Source organism: Variovorax paradoxus (assembly GCF_902712855.1).
GTDB classification, from domain to species: domain Bacteria; phylum Pseudomonadota; class Gammaproteobacteria; order Burkholderiales; family Burkholderiaceae_C; genus Variovorax; species Variovorax paradoxus_Q.
This window is the reverse complement of record NZ_LR743508.1, coordinates 1,325,038-1,342,097: the sequence shown is the minus strand read 5'-3', so window position 1 is coordinate 1,342,097 and position 17,060 is coordinate 1,325,038. Positions and strand designations below refer to the sequence as shown.

Sequence of the window (17,060 nt, the reverse complement as noted above, 5' to 3'; positions counted from 1 at the left end):
CCGGCGCGTGCCTCGCCTAGCGGATGTCGCTGTCGCCCTCCAGCAATTTGCGCGCAACGATCACGCGCATGATTTCGTTGGTGCCCTCGAGGATCTGGTGCACGCGCGCGTCGCGCACCAGCCGCTCGAGCGGGAACTCGCTGAGATAGCCGTAGCCGCCGTGCAGCTGCAGCGCCTCGTTGCACACGTTGAAGCCCGCATCCGTCGCGAAGCGCTTGGCCATCGCGCAGTAGGTGCTGGCGTCTGCATGGCCAGCGTCGAGCTTGGAGGCCGCCAGCCGCACCATCTGCCGCGCCGCGACCAGTTCGGTCGCCATGTCGGCCAGCTTGAACTGCAGCGCCTGGAAGCTCGCGAGCGGCTTGCCGAACTGCTGGCGTTCGTGCAGGTAGCGGCGCGCCGCGTCGAGTGCGCCCTGTGCTGCGCCCACCGAGCAGGTCGCGATGTTGATGCGCCCGCCGTCGAGGCCCTTCATCGCGATGCGGAAGCCCTCTCCTTCCTTGCCCAGCAGGTTCTGCGCGGGCACGCGCACGTTGTCGAAGTTGATGGTGCGCGTGGGCTGGCTGTTCCAGCCCATCTTGTGTTCCTTCTTGCCGTAGCTGATGCCGGGCGCATCGGCCGGCACCGCGAAGGCCGAGATGCCGCTCGCACCCGCGCCGCCGGTGCGCGCCATCAGCACCAGCACGTCGGTGGCGCCCGCGCCCGAGATGAACGCCTTGCCGCCGTTGATGACGTATTCGGCGCCCTGCAGCTCGGCGCGCGTCTTGAGCGAGCCCGCATCGGAGCCGGCGCCCGGCTCGGTGAGGCAATACGAGGCCAGCTTGCGCCCGCTCGTCAGTTCCTCGCCCCATTGCCCGGCCACCTCGTCGGCGGCCCAGGTGCCGAGCATCCACGTCGCCATGTTGTGGATGGTGATGAAGGCCGTGGTCGACGGATCGACCGCCGCCATTTCCTCGAACACCAGTGCCGCATCGAGCCGCGGCAGGCCCAGCCCGCCGATGCGCTCGGGCGCGTAGAGGCCGCAGAAGCCCAGCTCGCCGGCCTTGGCGATGGCCTCCTTCGGAAAGAAGGCCTCGGCGTCCCACCTGGCTGCATGGGGCGCGAACTCGGCCTGTGCAAAGTCGCGCGCACTCTGCGCAAAGGCGTTCTGTTCTTCGGACAGTTCGAAATTCATTGCTCGCGGCCCTTCCAGCGATCCAGTTCGGCGGTGCGTTTGCGGGTTGATGTCTCGAGGCATGCGCTGAACACCATGGGCCAGATGGAGCCGCCTTCGCTCGCCTTCGCCGCCCGCTTGCAGGCGGGGTCGCGGCCCTTGAGCCAGGCACGCTGCTCGTTGCGCAGCGCCACGCGCATCTGCGACGAGAGCGTCTTCATCACCTCGCCGTAGCGGATGTTGAGCTCGGCATCGGCCGCGCGAAAGTCGCGCGCCGCGCACTCGTTCATCTCCTGCTGGTTCCCGTCGGGATTGCACCCGGGCGCACCGGCAGCAGCCTGCGCACCGCCGGCGCACAAGGCAACCGCCGCCGCCGCGACGCAGGCCGCAGCGCGAAACCCATGCCTCATTTGAGGCTGATGGTGGTGTTCACGCCGTGCGAGACGGTGCTGTCGTCGAACCAGCGCGCCGTGACGGTCTTGGTCTGCGTGTAGAACATGATGACCTGCTTGCCGTACGGGCCCAGATCGCCGAGCTTGGACGCACGCGAACCGGTGAACGAGAACATCGGCACCGGCACCGGGATCGGCACGTTGATGCCGACCTGGCCCACGTCGATGTCTTCCTGGAAGCGGCGGGCCGCCGCACCCGACTGCGTGAAGATGGCGGTGCCGTTGCCGTTCGGGTTGCTGTTGATCAGCTCGATCGCCTCGTCGATGGTCTCGGCGTCGGCCACGCACAGCACCGGCCCGAAGATTTCCTGGTCATAGATCGTCATGCCGGGCTTCACGCCGGTGAAGATCGTCGGGCCGACGAAGTTGCCCTTCTCGAAACCGGGCACCGTCGGCTTGCGGCCGTCGAGCACCAGCTTGGCACCGTCGGCTTCGCCGCGCTGGATGAGGCTGTTGACGCGGTCGTACGCGGCGCAGGACACCAGCGGGCCCACGTCCACGCCCTTCTCGACGCCGGCACCGACCTTCAGCGTCTTCGCCTTCTCGATGAGTTCGGGCACCCAGTTGCGCGCCTCGCCCACCAGGACCGCCACCGACACCGCCATGCAGCGCTGGCCCGCGGCACCGAAGCTCGCGCCGGCCAGTGCGTTGAGCGTCTGTTCCTTGTTGGCGTCGGGCATCACGATGGCGTGGTTCTTCGCGCCCATCATGCATTGCACGCGCTTGCCGGCCAGCGTGGCGCGGTTGTAGACGTGCGTGCCGACCTTGGTCGAACCGACGAAGCTGATCGCCTTGATGTCCTTGTGGTCGCAGATGCCGTTGACCACGGCTTCGCCGCCATGCACGACGTTCAGCACGCCGGCCGGAATGCCGGCTTCGAGCGCCAGCTCGCACAGGCGCATGGTGACCATCGGGTCCTGTTCGGAAGGCTTCAGCACGAAGGTGTTGCCGGTGACGATGGCCATCGGGAACATCCACAGCGGAATCATCGCGGGGAAGTTGAACGGCGTGATGCCGGCGCACACGCCCAGCGGCTGCAGCAGCGTGTAGGTGTCCACGCCATTGGCCACGTTGTTGGCCAGCTCGCCGAGCTGCAGGTTGCCGATGTTGGATGCGTGCTCGACCACTTCGAGGCCGCGGAACACATCGCCTTCGGCGTCGGGCAGTGTCTTGCCCTGTTCCGCCGTGAGGATGGCGGCCAGCTCGGCCATGTTCTCGCGAATGAGCTGCTGGTACTTCAGGAAGATCCGGGCGCGAGCGCCGATGGGCGTCTTGCGCCAGGTCTTGAAGGCGTCCTTGGCCGACGCGACGGCCGCGTCGAGTTCGTCCTGCGTGGCAAAGGGCACGCGGGCGAGCACCTCCTGCGTGGCCGGATTGACGATGTCGCGCCATTCCCTGGTCTTCGACTCGACGAACTTGCCGCCGATCAGCAGCTTGACGGTGGCGACCTGGGTCGACGGGGTGGTGGTGGCGTCCATGGGTTGTTGTCTCCTGTGAATCGTGTGAAACCGGTCAAAGCGGTGAAAGCGGGTGCCGGCCGGGCCGGTTCAGCCTTGCATCCTAGCTTTGCAGATTTGCCATGACAATAGACAAATATGCGCCACGGCTTTGCAAAATTGCACAGCATCGACTGTCGGCGCCGGAGGCACCGCACCGATGGACTGGGACAACCTGCGCTATTTCCTGGAGCTCGCGCGCTCGGGCACGCTGATGAGCGCCGCGCGCCGGCTGGAGGTCGACCACACCACGGTGGCGCGTCGCATCCAGGCGCTCGAGAAGGAGGTGGGGGCGCCGCTCTTTTCGCGCGAGGCCGGCGGCCACCGGCTCACCGAAGCGGGCCGGCGTCTGCAGCCCCAGGTCGAGGCGATGGAAAGCGCGTTCCAGGCCGTGGAGAGCACGGCGCCGGCCTCGCAGGAAGGCCTGTCGGGGCTGGTGCGCATCGGCGCGACAGAGGGCTTCGGCACGGTGGTGCTGGCGCCGCAGCTCGCGCTGTTCGCGATGCAGCACCCGAAGCTCACCATCGACCTGCTGGCCATGCCGCGCCTGGTGCACCTGTCGCGGCGCGAGGCCGACATCGTGATCTCGCTCGAGCGTCCGGCGCGCGGGCCGGTGGTGGTCGCCAAGCTCACCGACTACACGCTGAGGCTCTACGCGTCGAGGAAGTATCTGGCCGCGCACAAGCCCATCAGGACGCGCGAGGACCTGCGCGGCCACACCTTCGTCAGCTACGTCGACGACCTGCTCTTCAGCAAGGAACTTCAGTACCTCGACGAGCTGCACCGGCCCGATGCCTTCGCGCTGCGCAGCACCAGCGTGCTCGCGCAGCACGGCGCGGTGGTCGCGGGCGCCGGCATCGCCGTGCTGCCGGCGTTCGTGGCGGAGAACGACAAGGCGCTGAAGCCCGTGCTGCCCGGACAGGCGAACTTCACGCGGACCTTCTGGATGTCGATGCCGGCGGAAACCAAGCACCTCGTGCGCATGCAGGCCGTGTGGGAGTTCCTGCGCAGCACGGTCCAGGCGCAACAGCGGCTGTTGCTGCTGCCGCCGCCAGCCTGAGCGCCCGGCCGGCCTTCAGCGCCGCGGCGGCGCCAGGTCGGGAAAATTCTGCGCCACGAAGTCGACCACGAAAGCCTGCGCATCGACGCGCTCGTTGTTCGTCTCGGCGTGATCGAGATAGCGCCGCCAGAAGTGGCGGATCCGGTCGGGCACGTCGTCGCCAAAGCCCATCTGGCTGGCGATCATCTGCTGCCACGTGCCGGTGGCGCTGAAGGTCTGCGCCAGCCGCGGTTCCAGCGCCTCGAGCGTGGCGCGCTTCTCGTCGTCGAGCTGGTCGATGGCATCGAGCACCAGGCAATCCACCAGCCGCAGCAGCGGCCGTCCTTCGTATCTGTTCGTCGTTGGCATGCGGACGATTTTCTCACCCGATGGAAGTGGCCGAAAGGCTTGGGCAGTGACGCGCTCTCGACGCATTCTTTCCGCAACCGTGCCGTTGTTCGCATGCAGACCGAATGCCGAAGCGGATGCTGAGGGACCGTCCCGCCTGGGACTGCATCATCCCCCGAAGAGGCCACGACGGTCCAACAAAGGAAGGGAAATGACAACTCAGCAATCCACTGCCGCAACAGGCAGCTCCAGATCCGAAAGCTCGCCGATGAGCACCGCACCGACTCGGTCGCGCTTGCACAGCATTCGGAGCCGACCGTCACCTTGTATGGCCGGATCGCGGCGGGCGCCGCAGGCTACGTCAGCTGGCCGGACCCGCCCGACCTGCATTTCTCCATCGTCATCGACGACGCGTACAGCGGCATCACCGTGCTGGATGGGCAGCCAACCCTGCGGGAAGCCGGCGTGCGCAACATGGCGCTCATTCGAGCCAACCGGCACGAGAATTCGACACCGAGCGGCGTGCGGGTTCGAATCGAGCTTCATCCGCCGCAGGGCATGAGCCGGACCGAGTTCGCGCATCAGATCATTGTCCGCTCGCAGAAATTCGCAAGCTACGTCGCGCCCTACTCTGCCCCGAAGAACATTCGCGGATCGCGGATGCGTCCCGGCGAGTACAACAGCAGCTCCTATGTCGCCGGCCTGCTCGGCAGCGTCATGGGCCAGGTGCCTTCCGTGTCCACTCCCGGATTTCAGGCACCCGGCTGGGAAGATCCGATGCCCAGCCACTTTTTCAAGGGCGAGGCGATCCGATGAATGCGGTTTCGCGCCTGGGACTGCACGTGCTGGCGTGGGCCGCCTCCATTCCGGTTCTCAACGTCGGCCTCACAGCGCTCGAGCGGCACCACGTGCTGCTCGTGTCCGGGCCGATCGCGGCCATCGCCGCGGCTGCGCTGCTGCTGTGGGTTGCACTGATCTACTGGCGTTGTGTGCCGCACAGGGCCCGCGGCGTCGAACGCAGTGCCTATCTGCTGGTCTTCGCGGTCTCCGTGCTATCGGCTGGGGTGGCCGCGCTCTTCGTCGCATTCTGGGCCACGGTCGCTCTCTTCGGCCTCTGAACCTGCGGGCACGACTTCAACCCACGCTGACATCCGGCCATGCCGGCGGATGACTCCCCGGCGGCATCGACGGGCGAGGCCATGCGGCCGGCGTGCGCGCAATCTGCGCGCTGTGCCGCAACGCGGTCAGTTCTCCGAAGCCGGAGGTGGTCGTCTCGGCACGCAGTGCGACGTCAGGCCGGGTGATCAGCAGCCCGCCCGGCACGCGGCCCAGCCCGCGCAACCACTGACCGGTCTGCGCCAGCGACACCTGCACATGCCAGCTGCCGCCTTCGCGCTGCTGGCGCCGCAGTGCGGCGGCCGCGCCGAATGCCATGAGGTAGCCCGTGGCTTCGTCGAGGATCTGCATCGGCAACGCGCGCGGCTTGCCGTCGCCGGCCGCCTTGCCTTCCGCATCGTTGAAGCCCGTGGCGGTCTGCACGAGCGAGTCGAAGCCGCGCCGCTGCGCCCAGGGCCCCTGCGTGCCGTACGCCGTGAGCGACACGCAGACGATGCCCGGCCGCAGCGCGCTGAGCTCGCGCGGCCCGAAGCCCAGCCCGGCCATGCCGCCGGGCCGGTAGCCCTGCACGAAGACATGCGCATCGGCAATGAGCTTGCGCAGCGTGGCGCGGCCTTCGTCGGTGCGCAGATCGGCATGCGCGCTGAGCTTGCCGCGGCTGGTGTCCGCGATGGCCTCGATGTTGGGAAGGTTCGGCGAGTTGATGAGCAACACGTCGGCGCCGTAGGCGGCCAGCGCCCTGCCGCCGACCGGGCCGGCGAGGATGCGCGTGAGGTCGAGCACACGCACTCCGCTCAAGGGGCGCTGGTCTTCGTTCAGCGTGGGCAGCGGCAACGGCGCCGCGTCGCCGATGCGCTCGATGGTGAACAGCGGCTGCGCGGCCAGGGCCTGCGCCTGAGGCGTGGCGTCCCATTCGTCGAAGCTTCGCAAGGCGGTGACGACGAGGCCTTGTGCCGCCGCCGCGTCTTCGAAATCGCGCGCCTTCCAGGTGGCCATGGCCGCTTCGGCATCGGCGCGCGTGGCGGTCGCGGGGTCGAGCTTCATCAGGCGCAGCGCGCCGTCGCGGTGGTGCGCAAAGTTCGCGTGCACGCGCACCCAGCCGTCGGCGCACCGGTAGAGGCCGGAGAACTTGTCCCAGATGTCGGCCACGTGCCCGTCGAGGCTGAACCAGCCCGTGCATTCGAGCGCCGCGTGCAGCATGTCGACCGACACCTCCTGCCTCGGCACGCCCCGCTCATGCGCCAGCTCGCAGGCCGCCAGCGCGGCAGCCGCGATGGTGCTCTGCGCCGCAGCGCCGACCGCGAAGGACGATGGCAGCACGGGGTCGGCGCCGGTCAGCTTCGCGAACGCCAGCGCCTCGTCGGGCAGGCCCGCCTGCCGCCAGATCGCGGCCAGAACTTCATTTGAATCCATCTGCGTTCTCCAATGAAAAAAGCAGGGCCCGCTCGCGCGGCCCTGCTTGCGGCTGTCGTCGGGCGCGCCGCCTTACTGGATCAGCTTCGCACCCGTCTTGGCCTGCAGCGCATCGAAGCTCACGCCCGGCGCCAGTTCGACGACCTTCAGGCCTTCGGGCACGACGTCCATCACGGCCAGGTCGGTGATGATGCGGTCGACCACGCCCACGCCGGTCAGCGGCAAGGTGCACTTCTCGAGGATCTTCAGGTCCTCGGTGCCGTCCTTCTTCTTCGCCACGTGCTCCATCAGCACGATCACGCGCTTCACGCCGGCCACCAGGTCCATCGCGCCGCCCATGCCCTTGACCATCTTGCCTGGGATCATCCAGTTGGCCAGGTCGCCCTTCACGCTGACCTGCATGGCGCCGAGGATCGACAGGTTGATCTTGCCGCCGCGGATCATCGCGAAGCTGTCATGGCTGCCGAAGATGGCCGAGCCCGGCAGCGTGGTGACGGTCTGCTTGCCGGCGTTGATCAGGTCGGCGTCGACATTCTCTTCGGTCGGGAACGGGCCGATGCCCAGCATGCCGTTCTCGCTCTGCAGCCAGACTTCCTTGGTGCCGGTGTGGTTGGCCACCAGGGTCGGGATGCCGATGCCGAGGTTGACGTAGAAGCCGTCTTCGAGTTCTTGGGCGGCGCGGGCCGCCATCTGGTCTTGGGTCCAGGGCATCTCAGGCTCCTTCTTTCTTGTTGGCGGGCACGGTGGGCACGGGCACGTCGGTGCCGGCGGCGGCCTGTGCGATGACGGCCTGGGCCTCGACCTTGGCCGCGGCCGCATCCACCGGGGCGGCGGCGCTCACGGTGCGCTTCTCGATGCGCTTCTCTGGGTTGGCGTTGAGCACGATGCGGTGCACGTAGATGCCCGGCAGGTGGATGTCGTCGGGGGCCAGCTCGCCCACCTCGACGATCTTCTCGACCTCGACGATGCAGACCTTGCCGGCCATGGCGGCGGCCGGGTTGAAGTTGCGCGCCGTCAGGCGGAAACGCAGGTTGCCCGACTTGTCGGCCACGTCGGCCTTGACCAGTGCCACGTCGGGCACCAGCGAATGCTCCATGACGTAGGTTTCACCGCCGAACTCGCGCAGCTCCTTGCCTTCAGCCACCTGGGTGCCCACGCCGGTCTTGGTGAAGAAGGCCGGGATGCCCGCGCCGCCGGCGCGCAGCTTTTCGGCCAACGTACCCTGCGGCGTGAATTCGAGCTCGAGTTCGCCGGCCAGGTACTGGCGCTCGAACTCCTTGTTCTCGCCGACGTACGAGGCGACCATCTTCTTGATCTGGCGCGTCTCCAGCAGCTTGCCGAGGCCGAAACCGTCGACGCCGGCGTTGTTCGACACGACGGTCAGGTTCTGCACGTTGGAATCCTTCAGCGCGTCGATCAGCGCTTCGGGAATGCCGCACAGGCCGAAGCCGCCGACCGCGAGCATCTGCCCGTCGGCCACGACTCCCTTGAGTGCCGCGTCTGCGGAGGGATAGATCTTGTTCACTCGGGCTCCTTGATGGATGAGGATGAAGAATGTGGAAGGTGGGTGGGAAAGCCCTGAACGATACTACGTACCCGCATACGTAGTATTTCGTAATGGTGACCCCCGATGCCCGAGATCGATTACCGGCTGGCGTTTGAACACGCGCCCGTCGGCATGGTGGTGTCGAGCAACCGCACCATCGTCGCCTGCAACCTGCGGGTGTGCGAAATATTCGGCGCAACGCCCCCGGCGCTGGTGGGGCATTCGTTCAGCATCCTGTATCCGAGCGTGGCCGAGTTCGAGCGCATCGGCAAGCGCATGGAGCCGTTCCTGAACGCCAGCGGCCACTACGCCGACAACCGCATGATGAAACGCCTGGGCGGGCTGCATGGCGCCATCGCCGGCGAGACCTTCTGGTGCCACGTGACGGGGCACGCCATGAACCGCGCCGCGCCGCACGAAGCCGGCATCTGGACTTTCGAAGACCTCGGTTCGCGCCGCGCCGTGAAGGCCGAACTCACGCCGCGCGAGCGCGAGGTGGCCGCGCAGGTGATGCGCGGGCTCACGTCCAAGGAGATCGGCAAGGCGCTGGGCATCAGCCACCGCACGGTGGAGCTTCACCGTGCGAGGCTGATGCGCAAGTACGCGGCGGCAACCACCGCGGAGCTGGTGCAGAAGCTGATCGCAGGCTGACGCCTGCGTTTCAACTGTCCTCCGGCGCTTCACGTGCCGCGCGCCGCGCACGGAACGCGCGGCACCGAGCGTCGAGACCCGGAGGCACGCGAAGCCTCCAGCCGCTCACCGCGACCGCATCGCGAACCCGATCCCGCAGGCCGCGGGAAGTTCCGGCTGAACAGCCGGCCGATCGTTGCGAAAACGGAAACGCCGTGTCGTCGATCCACAGGCGCCGGCACGCGCTGGGAGGACTATCGTTGAAGCCATGCAGGCACGATGCCCGCGATCATCCAGGAGTACGAAATGTCCACACCCATCCATTCAGAAAAGAGCCTGCTGCTGCAAACGCAAGTCTCGGTAGCACGCGCCCATGCGCTGGCCGTGCAGAAGCTGCCGGTGGCGCTGACGCTCTCGGCCATCATCCTGTCGATCATCAACGTCAGGTTGTAGTTGCGGGCGGCCGCGTAGGTGGCGGGCGGCCGCGGATCGGCGCGGGCGCCGCAGCGGCTGCGATCGCCCCGTCCGTGCAGCTACTTCTTCCTGACGGGCCCGAGCTTCGAAGCGGCAAAGGCATCGGCGGCCGGCTGCGATGCCGGTCCCGGTGCCTTCACCCACCCGCGCAGCAGCACGCCCATGAACAGGCCTGCGCCGAAGATCGCCCAGTAGACCCAGCCCGGCAGGCTCTCCATGCCGCTGTGCAGGTTCATGCCGAAGGCTGCGCCGATGGCCATCAGCGGAAAGGTCAGCGCCGCGATGGTGTTGAGCTTGTGCTGCGCGCGGCTGACTTCCATGGCCGCCTGTGCCTGCTGCTCGGCCGCGTGGGCCAGCCGGTAGTCGAGCGACATGCGGGTGTCCGCCAGCAGCAGCTCGATGCCGCGCGCGATCTCGACGGCGCGGTCGCGCATGTCGGTGACCAGGGCGTCCTCGGGTACGGCTTCGCGCGCGGCCTGCAGCGTGGCCTGCAGGTTCGATGCGGCGCGCGCGAGCGGAATCAGCGGCCCCAGGATCTGGAACAACGCCCCGGAGTCCTGCGCCGATTCGTGCTGGATCTCGAAGGTGCTCAGCGACGCGCGGTAGCTCTCGAGAAGCTTCTGCAGCGCCCGGTCGCCGGGGTTGTTGCCCTTGTGCAGCCACGCCCCGTCGGGCTTGCGCAGGAACACGGCAGGCTTGCGCTCCGAGCCGGTGCCGGCGGGCGGCTCGTGCAGGATCACCATCAGGTGATCCTCTTCTTGGAGGATGCGCTGCGCGCCATAGCTGGAGGCGCCCAGGCGCTGCTGCAGCGCGGGCGGCAGCTCCCAGTCGTAGTCGATTCGTCTGCTCATCGGGGGGCCTGGAATTCTTTCCAAAGAGTGTCGAACTCGTCCGCGAAGCGGCGTACCAGCGAAGGATCGTTGGTCAGCACCAGGTTCTCCTCGTTGAACTCGCAGGCGCTGCGCGTCCAGTTGTAGCTGCCGTTGAGCAGCCGGGCGCCGTCGAAGATGGCGAACTTGTGGTGCATGTGCGCGTCGGTCCGGTCCACCGCCACCGGAATGCCGGCGGCACGCAACTGGCCGATGTCGCTGCCGAGGTCGAATTCCTTGTCGTTGTCGGAAATGCAGCGCAGCGACACGCCGCGCCGGTGCGCGGCCAGCACCTCGGCCGTGATGCGGTCGTCCGAGAGCGTGAACACGCAGAGGTCGATCGAGCGCCTCGCCGCCCGAAGCTGCTGATTGATGGCCTGAAGGCAGCCCGTGCCTGGGCTGAAGAAGGCCTGCGACCGTACCACCGCATGGTCCGGCGAGCGGCCGGTGTCGATGGCGCGGACCACGCCTTCGAGCCACTTCAGCAGCGACAGCTGGTCGGGGTCGGAAGTGCGCGCACGCACCAGGTCGAAGGCCCGGTTGCGCAGCTGCCGCAGGCCGTCTTCCGGCGGCGAAGCCTCGCGCAGCGTGTGGACCAGCACGCGGCGTTCGTCGTCGCTCAGACGTGCATCGGCGAGCGTGGCGTCGAGCTGCGCGAGCAGTTCGGGCAACGCCGGGGGCGGATCGCCCGCGGTCGAAGGCAACGCAGCCATGTCATTGCTCCTTGTCGGGTTTGGGCGTGCGGGGCCGCGCAGCGCGCGTGGCCTGCACCTCGGAGGCCAGCCGCTCCATGTCCTTCGTGATCGAGCGGTCGAGCTCGAGCCGGCGTTCGGTCGCCGTCACAAGCGGCAGGATCAGCTCGCGGTAGGTCACGGCGATCTGCAGCATCGCGTCGGCCAGGCGCTGGCTGTCGCTCGGGCCTTCGGCCGGCGGCACCGGCTGCGGCTTGAGCGCATCGACCGCGCGCGCCACGTCGAGCATGCTGCTGGCGATGCGCTGGCTGCCATCCACATCGTCGCCGCCGAGCTTGCGCTGGCGTACGAATTCTTCGCAGATCGACTTCCAGCGCGCGTCCTCCTCGGGCGTCGGGCTGCCGAGCAACTGGGCCAGGCGCAGCAGGTTTTCCTCTGCGCCGGTGGTCAGGGTCTGGGCTTCGCCACGGTAGTGGTCGCGCAGCAGCGCATCGAGCTCGTCGTCGCGCATCAGCGCGGTGATCCTGCCCGCGAGCTTGGTCATGTTGCGATAGCTGCCCTGCAGCTTGAACGACGGCACCACGCGGTAGCTTTCCTGCTGCGCGGCCGACTCGATGTACGCGAGGTTCACCTTCAGCAGCAGGTCGCGCGCGCGGAACAGCCGCTGCAGCAGCGCCTTGATCTCCTCCAGCTCGACCGCGCTGTAGGCATGCGACAGCGCGCTGCTCGGCACCTCGTGGCCCTGCGCCATCTGCACGAGCAGCTGCACGTCCTTCGGGTCGCGCGAGGCCAGCGGCATTAGCGTGGGGTTGGAGGTCAGGCTGTTCTCGATGTACGACAGCGCGAACGCCGCCTCGCGGCCCGACAGCACGTCGCCCAGGTTGTAGATGTCGGCCCGGTTGGCCAGCATGTCCGGGATCTTGAACACGTCGCCCGACTCGGTGTACGGATTACCCGCCATCACGATCGCGAAGCGCTTGCCGCGCATGTCGTAGCTGCGCGGCTCGCCGTTCCAGACGCCCTCGATGCGGCGCGTGCCGTCGGCCAGCGCGATGAACTTCTGCAGGAACTCCGGGCTCGTGTGCTGGATGTCGTCGAGGTACAGCATCACATTGCTGCCCATCGCCAGGCCCAGGTTGAGCTTTTCGAGTTCCAGCCGCGCGGCACTGTTGGGCGCGTTGGCCGGATCGATGGCGGTCACGCCGTGGCCCAGCGCAGGGCAGTTGATGCGCACGAAGATCAGGCCCAGCCGGTCGGCCACGTACTCCATGAGCGTGGTCTTGCCGTAGCCCGGCGGCGAGATCAGCAGCAACAGGCCCATGCGGTCGGTGCGGCTGCCTTCGCCGGCGGAGCCGATCTGCTTGGCGAGGTTGTCGCCGATGATGGGCAAGTAGAGCTCGTCGATCAGCCGGTTGCGAACGAAGGTCGACAACGGCTTGGCCTGGAACTGGCTCAGCTTCAGGCGGGCCTTCTCGCGTTCGAGCAGCGCATGGCGCAGGCGCTGCAACGCCTCGTAGCCCGGCACCGCGTGCTGCACATGGAACAGGAAACGCCGCCAGAAGTCGTTGAGGTTCAGCGTCAGGCGGCCTTCGACCACACGCGGATGCTCGCTGCGAAGCCCTTCCACGGACTGATCGAGCGCCACGTTGACGCGCGTGCGCTTCAGCGGCATCGCCAGCACGCTGGCGGCGTCGTCGATCCAGTCGGCAGATTGCGGTGCTTGGTGGATGGCATACGCCTGCACCCAGTCGCGCGCCAGGCGCCAGCGCTCCGCGGGTGGTGCCGCGTCGAGGTCAGCCTGCCAGGCCTCGCGGCGCCCACCGCGTTCGAGCTCGCGCAGCAGCGCCGAAGCCAGGTCTTCGCCCGCGCCGGAAACCACCCAGGTCTCGCCCGCATGCGCCGCCAGTTCGCGCACGAGGTAGGCCGCGGCCTGGTCGCACAAGGTGGCGACGCGCCCCTCGTGGGCCTCCCGCTCCGCCTCGCCGGCGGTGTCCGCGAGCGGCAGCAGATCGGGCAGCACGTCGCGCGCGAAATGCAACAACGAGCGCGCGGTGTCGGCTTCGAGCTGCTGCAGCGCATCCTGCCGGCCGAACAGTTCCTGCATCTGCAGCGCCGCGCGCGCGCGGCGCAACAGCGATTCGCGATGCGCGATCAGGTGGCCGTGCTGCCAGTGGAGCAAGGCCAGCGCGCGCTCGGTCGGGCCCCAGGCCAGCAAGCCGGCCTGGTCCTGCATGCGCACCAACGCGCCCAGCAGGCGCAAGGCGTCGTCGTCATGGATGCCCTTCTGGTAGCCCTCCTGGTAGCGGGCGGCGGCGAAGCGCCGCACCATCTCCAGCAGTTGCGGATGCTGCGGGTCTTCGGCCAGCAGCGTGCGCACGTCGGCCCAGCTGCGTTCGGCTTTGCCGACCAGCAGCGCCTCCAGCAGGCGGCCCGCGAGGTATTCGGCGCGAGAGAGCTCGGGCGTCTCGGACACCAGCGTCTGGTTCCAGTAGGCCTGCAGGGCCTGCAGCCGCTCGTCCTCCACCGGGCTCTGGTAGTCGGTGCCCGTCACCTGGTAGGCCATGCCTTCCTCGCGTGCCACCAGCGTCAGGTCGACCGGCTGGCGGTGCACCGTGAAGGCGTGGCGGCCCAGGCGCAGCGTGTCGCCGCCTTCGCTCACCAGTTCGCGCTTGTCGCGCACCGCGCGCAGCGCCTGGTCGCGCGCAGTCTTCAGCCGGGTGTCGAGCTCGTCCGCGGGCACGGCTGCGCCGAGTGAGCGCAGGTCGGCGATCAGCGTGTGCAGCTTGCCGATCATCGGGTCGGCCGCGAAGTAGCTGTGCACTTGGCCCAGCTCGCCGAACTGTGCGATGCGCCGCGCAATGCCGTCGAGGATGCGCCCCGCCGCGTCGACCAAGCCCTGCGCGCGGCGCTGGCGCGCCTCGACCAGGCTCTGGCGCCGCGCCGACAGCGCCTCGTACACGTTCTCGCGCTTGTCGGCGATGTCCGCCAGGAAGTCTTCCTGCTCGGCGAAGCGGCCTTCGATCTCTTCCAGCTGCGCCAGCAGGCGCGTGAGCGCGTCGTCGCACTTCTCGGGCGTGTCGGCGAACTCCAGCGCGTTCTCGACCGCCTGGCCGAACAGCTTGAACTGCGCACCGAACTCCGCGCGCGCTTCGGTGGCGCCGAGCGACTTGCGTCGCGTGCGCGCATCGGCGCGCATGCGGTTGATGTCGGCGTAGATCAGAGAGATGCGGTCGAGGATCGACGTGCGTATCACCGCGTCGCCGCCCGGCAGGCTGCCGAGCTGCTCGGTCAGCAGGTCGAGCCCGGCCGCCTGCTCGTCGAGCGTGGCCAGCAGTTGCCCCAGCGCCGGCGAGGTACCGAGGTTGGGCAACTCGAGCGCCAGCTTGTCGAGCGCCTGGCGCTGGCCGGCGAAGGCGGTATCGGCCGCCAGGAACTGCATGGCACGCTCGCCGATGCGCTGCTGCTCGGTCTCGAGCGCGGCGTCCATCGCGGCGATGCGCGGCAGGTCGGCGTAGCGCAGCTCCTTGAGCATCTGCAGCGCGCCGCGGCGTTCGCGCAGCCGGCCCAGCGCCTTCACGAAATCGTCGGGCGCACGCCAGAGGGTGCTCGCGATATCGACCAGCAGCGCATGCTGCGCGTCTTCCGCACGGGCCAGCGCACGCGCGGTCTCGCGACGGATGGTGTCGACCTTCTCGAACTCGGCCAGCGTGCTGCGTGCCACCTCGGCGATGCTGCGCAGTTCGCCCATGAGCCCGGCGGCCTCGGGCGCGTCGAGCCAGAAGTAGGCGTCGCTCACCCGGGTGCACTGGCGTATGAGGTCTTCGTAGGCCGCCTTGGTCGGCGCCTGCTCGCGCACCGCACGCGCAATGCCCATCAGGTCGCTCACGCCGCGCACCAGCTCGGCGTTTCCGATCTTGCCGAAGAACCCGGTCGAGGGCGGCTGCGCGCTCACGTGCTCTTCGCTCGCGAACGGCGTCTGCCACAGCTGCATCGGGTGCACGCGCGACGGCTCGCCGTCGTTGTCGTGGAACACCAGGATGCGGCCGTCCGCGAACCGCGCGTAGCCGTTCGCGATGATCGGTATCGCGAGCTTCTTGTCGATCAGGTTGTAGTTGAAGAGCGCATAGCGGCCGGGCTTCGGGTCGTAGAAGATGTAGGCCACGTCCTCGCCGTTGGGCGAGCGCAGCATGCGCTTGAAGCGCAGGTGCTCCACCGTCTCCGCGGGCAGGTCGAAGCGCTTGTGCTCGCCCGACTGCAGGTAGTAGCCGCCCGGGAAGATGATGCCGTGGTCTTCCGGCAACTGCACGCACGAGCCGCCGATGGCGTCGATGCGCTCCACCTGCTGCGTGCGGATGTTGAAGACCAGGTAGCGCGTGACCTGCTCGCGGTAGGGCTTCACGCGCAGCAGTATCAGCATGCCCAGCTTCGCCCATGCGATCTCCGCGTCGGCCAGCGACTGGCTGCGGTCTTCCACCGGCTCGCTGTAGATGCCCAGCCCGGTCTCGGTGTTGTTCTCGATCTTGATCGTGAGGTCGCCACCCAGCGTCTCGACGAAGACGGTGTCGAGCACGTTGACGTGCGGATGCTTGCCGCCGACGTGGTCTTCGCGCGTGGCCACCGTCCATTCGAAGTCGTGGCTCGCGGGCAGCGCGATGTCGCGCTCGCCGCGGTTGTCGATGTAGCTGATGCGCCCGTCGCGCTCGATGGCCCAGCGGAACACGCGCACGTCGGTGACCTGCTGTCCGATCTGGAAGGCCGCGAGCAGCTTGTCCTGCGTCACGCGCAGTTGCAGCAGCGTGGCCTGCTTGTAATAGGCATACAGCTCGCGGAAGTCGGACGCGAAGCGTGCATCCTCGAGGAAGCTGCCGGCCAGCGGCACGGGCTGGAGCTCGTCGCTGTCGGCGCCCGGCCCGGCGTCGCCCGGCGCCACCAGCCGGTAGAGGCCGAACACGTCTCCGACCGCGGTTTCCTTGCGCAGGCCGATGAACACGTTGTAGCCGAACAGCAGCAGGTCGCCGATGCGCACCAGGTCGCGCGCGACCGCGTTGTTCTCGGTTCGCGCGCGGGTGCGCAGTATCAGCGTCTGGTCGGAGCGGCCGAACTCGGCGAGCCGCTGCTCGTTGAGCGCCTGGGCCTTCACCAGCAGGCTCTCGCCCTGGGTCTCGAGCCGCTTCTTCAGCAGGTCGTAGCTGCCGCTGCCGGACACGAGGGCTTCGGTCTGCGCCTCCGTTCCGGGCGGCGTTGCCGTTTCTTGCGTAGGTTGCATAGGTCGGCGCGGTCAGTCCGCGCGCAGCAGTGCGAGCAGCTCGTCGCGGTGGGGCTGGGTGTCGAGCCAGGCTCGGATGCGGTCCAGCTCGTCGATGCATTCGTCGCCATAGCGCCGGCGCAGCGCGGCGAGGCGCGCCTCGCGCACTTCCTCGGTCTGCAGGCGTCGCTGCCAGCCGTCGGAGAGCAGCTCGTCGAGACGGCCGGCCAGCCCACGGCTCACGATGGCACGCCACTCGCCCTTGTCGAACCAGAGGTTCTGGCAGGCAACGCAGCGGTCGATGCGGAAGTCGGGGCCCGCGCTCACGCGCAGGCGCTGCATCAGGCGCTCGCACTCCGGGCAATGGCGCACGCCGGTGGCATCGAACACCTCGATGATCTCGTCGTCGACCGCATGTGGCACGCGGTCTTCGTCGCCGGCCTTCCAGGCCCGCCAATCGTCCATGCCCATGAGCATGCCCCCGCAGTCACCGCACTGCGCCGCGAGCAATGCCTCGGCCAGCGCGACTGGCCGCAGGGCACCGCGAGCCGGACAGCTGCATTTCAGAGTCGGATTCATCGCGCGCCCCC

General features: G+C 68.2%; 16 protein-coding genes. 5 read left to right on the top strand and 11 right to left on the bottom strand.

Features of this window, described 5'->3' with window-relative positions; genetic code table 11:
- Window positions 1-16: 16 nt before the first annotated feature.
- The 3 genes from AACL56_RS32825 to AACL56_RS32815 are packed head-to-tail and all read right to left on the bottom strand — an operon-like array spanning window position 17 to window position 3,080.
- Window positions 17-1,171: an acyl-CoA dehydrogenase family protein gene (locus tag AACL56_RS32825; RefSeq protein ID WP_339094680.1), complete on the bottom strand. Its 1,155-nt coding sequence runs from the start codon at window positions 1,169-1,171 to the stop codon at window positions 17-19.
- Window positions 1,168-1,560, bottom strand: a complete 393-nt coding sequence (locus AACL56_RS32820; RefSeq protein ID WP_339094678.1) for a lysozyme inhibitor LprI family protein — start codon at window positions 1,558-1,560, stop codon at window positions 1,168-1,170. The genes AACL56_RS32825 and AACL56_RS32820 overlap by 4 nt, the downstream gene beginning before the upstream one ends.
- Window positions 1,557-3,080 carry a CoA-acylating methylmalonate-semialdehyde dehydrogenase gene (locus AACL56_RS32815; protein WP_339094676.1) on the bottom strand — a complete coding sequence of 508 codons (1,524 nt, stop codon included), beginning with the start codon at window positions 3,078-3,080 and terminating at the stop codon, window positions 1,557-1,559. Before AACL56_RS32815 ends, AACL56_RS32820 begins: the two co-directional genes overlap by 4 nt.
- Window positions 3,081-3,258: 178 nt before the next feature.
- Between AACL56_RS32815 and AACL56_RS32810 the strand changes: the two genes are divergently transcribed.
- Complete coding sequence (locus tag AACL56_RS32810) at window positions 3,259-4,158, top strand: LysR family transcriptional regulator (RefSeq protein ID WP_339094674.1); 900 nt, start codon at window positions 3,259-3,261, stop codon at window positions 4,156-4,158.
- Between the two features lie 15 nt (window positions 4,159-4,173).
- On the opposite strand, the gene AACL56_RS32805 is transcribed toward AACL56_RS32810, so the two are convergent.
- On the bottom strand, window positions 4,174-4,506 hold the full coding sequence (locus AACL56_RS32805; RefSeq protein WP_339094672.1) for a hypothetical protein: 333 nt from the start codon (window positions 4,504-4,506) through the stop codon (window positions 4,174-4,176).
- 303 nt (window positions 4,507-4,809) lie between these two features.
- Here AACL56_RS32805 and AACL56_RS32800 point away from each other — a divergent pair, with 303 nt between their 5' ends.
- Window positions 4,810-5,301 (top strand): hypothetical protein, encoded by a 492-nt coding sequence (locus AACL56_RS32800; RefSeq protein ID WP_339094670.1) that lies wholly within the window; start codon window positions 4,810-4,812, stop codon window positions 5,299-5,301.
- Complete coding sequence (locus AACL56_RS32795; protein ID WP_339094668.1) at window positions 5,298-5,603, top strand: hypothetical protein; 306 nt, start codon at window positions 5,298-5,300, stop codon at window positions 5,601-5,603. The genes AACL56_RS32800 and AACL56_RS32795 overlap by 4 nt, the downstream gene beginning before the upstream one ends.
- A 16-nt stretch (window positions 5,604-5,619) precedes the next feature.
- Here AACL56_RS32795 and AACL56_RS32790 read toward each other — a convergent pair whose 3' ends face one another.
- The 3 genes from AACL56_RS32790 to AACL56_RS32780 form a co-directional block, all read right to left on the bottom strand.
- Complete coding sequence (locus AACL56_RS32790; protein ID WP_339094666.1) at window positions 5,620-7,014, bottom strand: CoA transferase; 1,395 nt, start codon at window positions 7,012-7,014, stop codon at window positions 5,620-5,622.
- 72 nt (window positions 7,015-7,086) lie between these two features.
- The gene (locus AACL56_RS32785; protein WP_339094664.1) at window positions 7,087-7,725 is read right to left on the bottom strand and encodes a 3-oxoacid CoA-transferase subunit B; all 639 of its coding nucleotides are present in this window, start codon (window positions 7,723-7,725) and stop codon (window positions 7,087-7,089) included.
- 1 nt (window position 7,726) lies between these two features.
- Window positions 7,727-8,539, bottom strand: a complete 813-nt coding sequence (locus AACL56_RS32780) for a CoA transferase subunit A (RefSeq protein ID WP_339094662.1) — start codon at window positions 8,537-8,539, stop codon at window positions 7,727-7,729.
- Between the two features lie 105 nt (window positions 8,540-8,644).
- Here AACL56_RS32780 and AACL56_RS32775 point away from each other — a divergent pair, with 105 nt between their 5' ends.
- Window positions 8,645-9,211 (top strand): LuxR C-terminal-related transcriptional regulator, encoded by a 567-nt coding sequence (locus tag AACL56_RS32775; protein WP_116912055.1) that lies wholly within the window; start codon window positions 8,645-8,647, stop codon window positions 9,209-9,211.
- Between the two features lie 285 nt (window positions 9,212-9,496).
- On the top strand, window positions 9,497-9,643 hold the full coding sequence (locus tag AACL56_RS32770) for a hypothetical protein (protein ID WP_339094655.1): 147 nt from the start codon (window positions 9,497-9,499) through the stop codon (window positions 9,641-9,643).
- Between the two features lie 80 nt (window positions 9,644-9,723).
- Here AACL56_RS32770 and AACL56_RS32765 read toward each other — a convergent pair whose 3' ends face one another.
- From AACL56_RS32765 to AACL56_RS32750, 4 genes are read right to left on the bottom strand one after another with little or no spacing between them, the layout of a single operon-like run.
- Window positions 9,724-10,515, bottom strand: coding sequence for a hypothetical protein (locus AACL56_RS32765; RefSeq protein WP_339094653.1), 792 nt, complete (start codon window positions 10,513-10,515; stop codon window positions 9,724-9,726).
- Window positions 10,512-11,246, bottom strand: coding sequence for a phospholipase D-like domain-containing protein (locus AACL56_RS32760; RefSeq protein ID WP_339094651.1), 735 nt, complete (start codon window positions 11,244-11,246; stop codon window positions 10,512-10,514). The genes AACL56_RS32765 and AACL56_RS32760 overlap by 4 nt, the downstream gene beginning before the upstream one ends.
- A 1-nt stretch (window position 11,247) precedes the next feature.
- Window positions 11,248-16,491 (bottom strand): DNA repair ATPase, encoded by a 5,244-nt coding sequence (locus AACL56_RS32755; protein ID WP_339094649.1) that lies wholly within the window; start codon window positions 16,489-16,491, stop codon window positions 11,248-11,250.
- A 12-nt stretch (window positions 16,492-16,503) separates the two neighbouring features.
- Complete coding sequence (locus AACL56_RS32750; RefSeq protein ID WP_339094647.1) at window positions 16,504-17,049, bottom strand: zf-TFIIB domain-containing protein; 546 nt, start codon at window positions 17,047-17,049, stop codon at window positions 16,504-16,506.
- Between the last annotated feature and the right edge of the window lie 11 nt (window positions 17,050-17,060).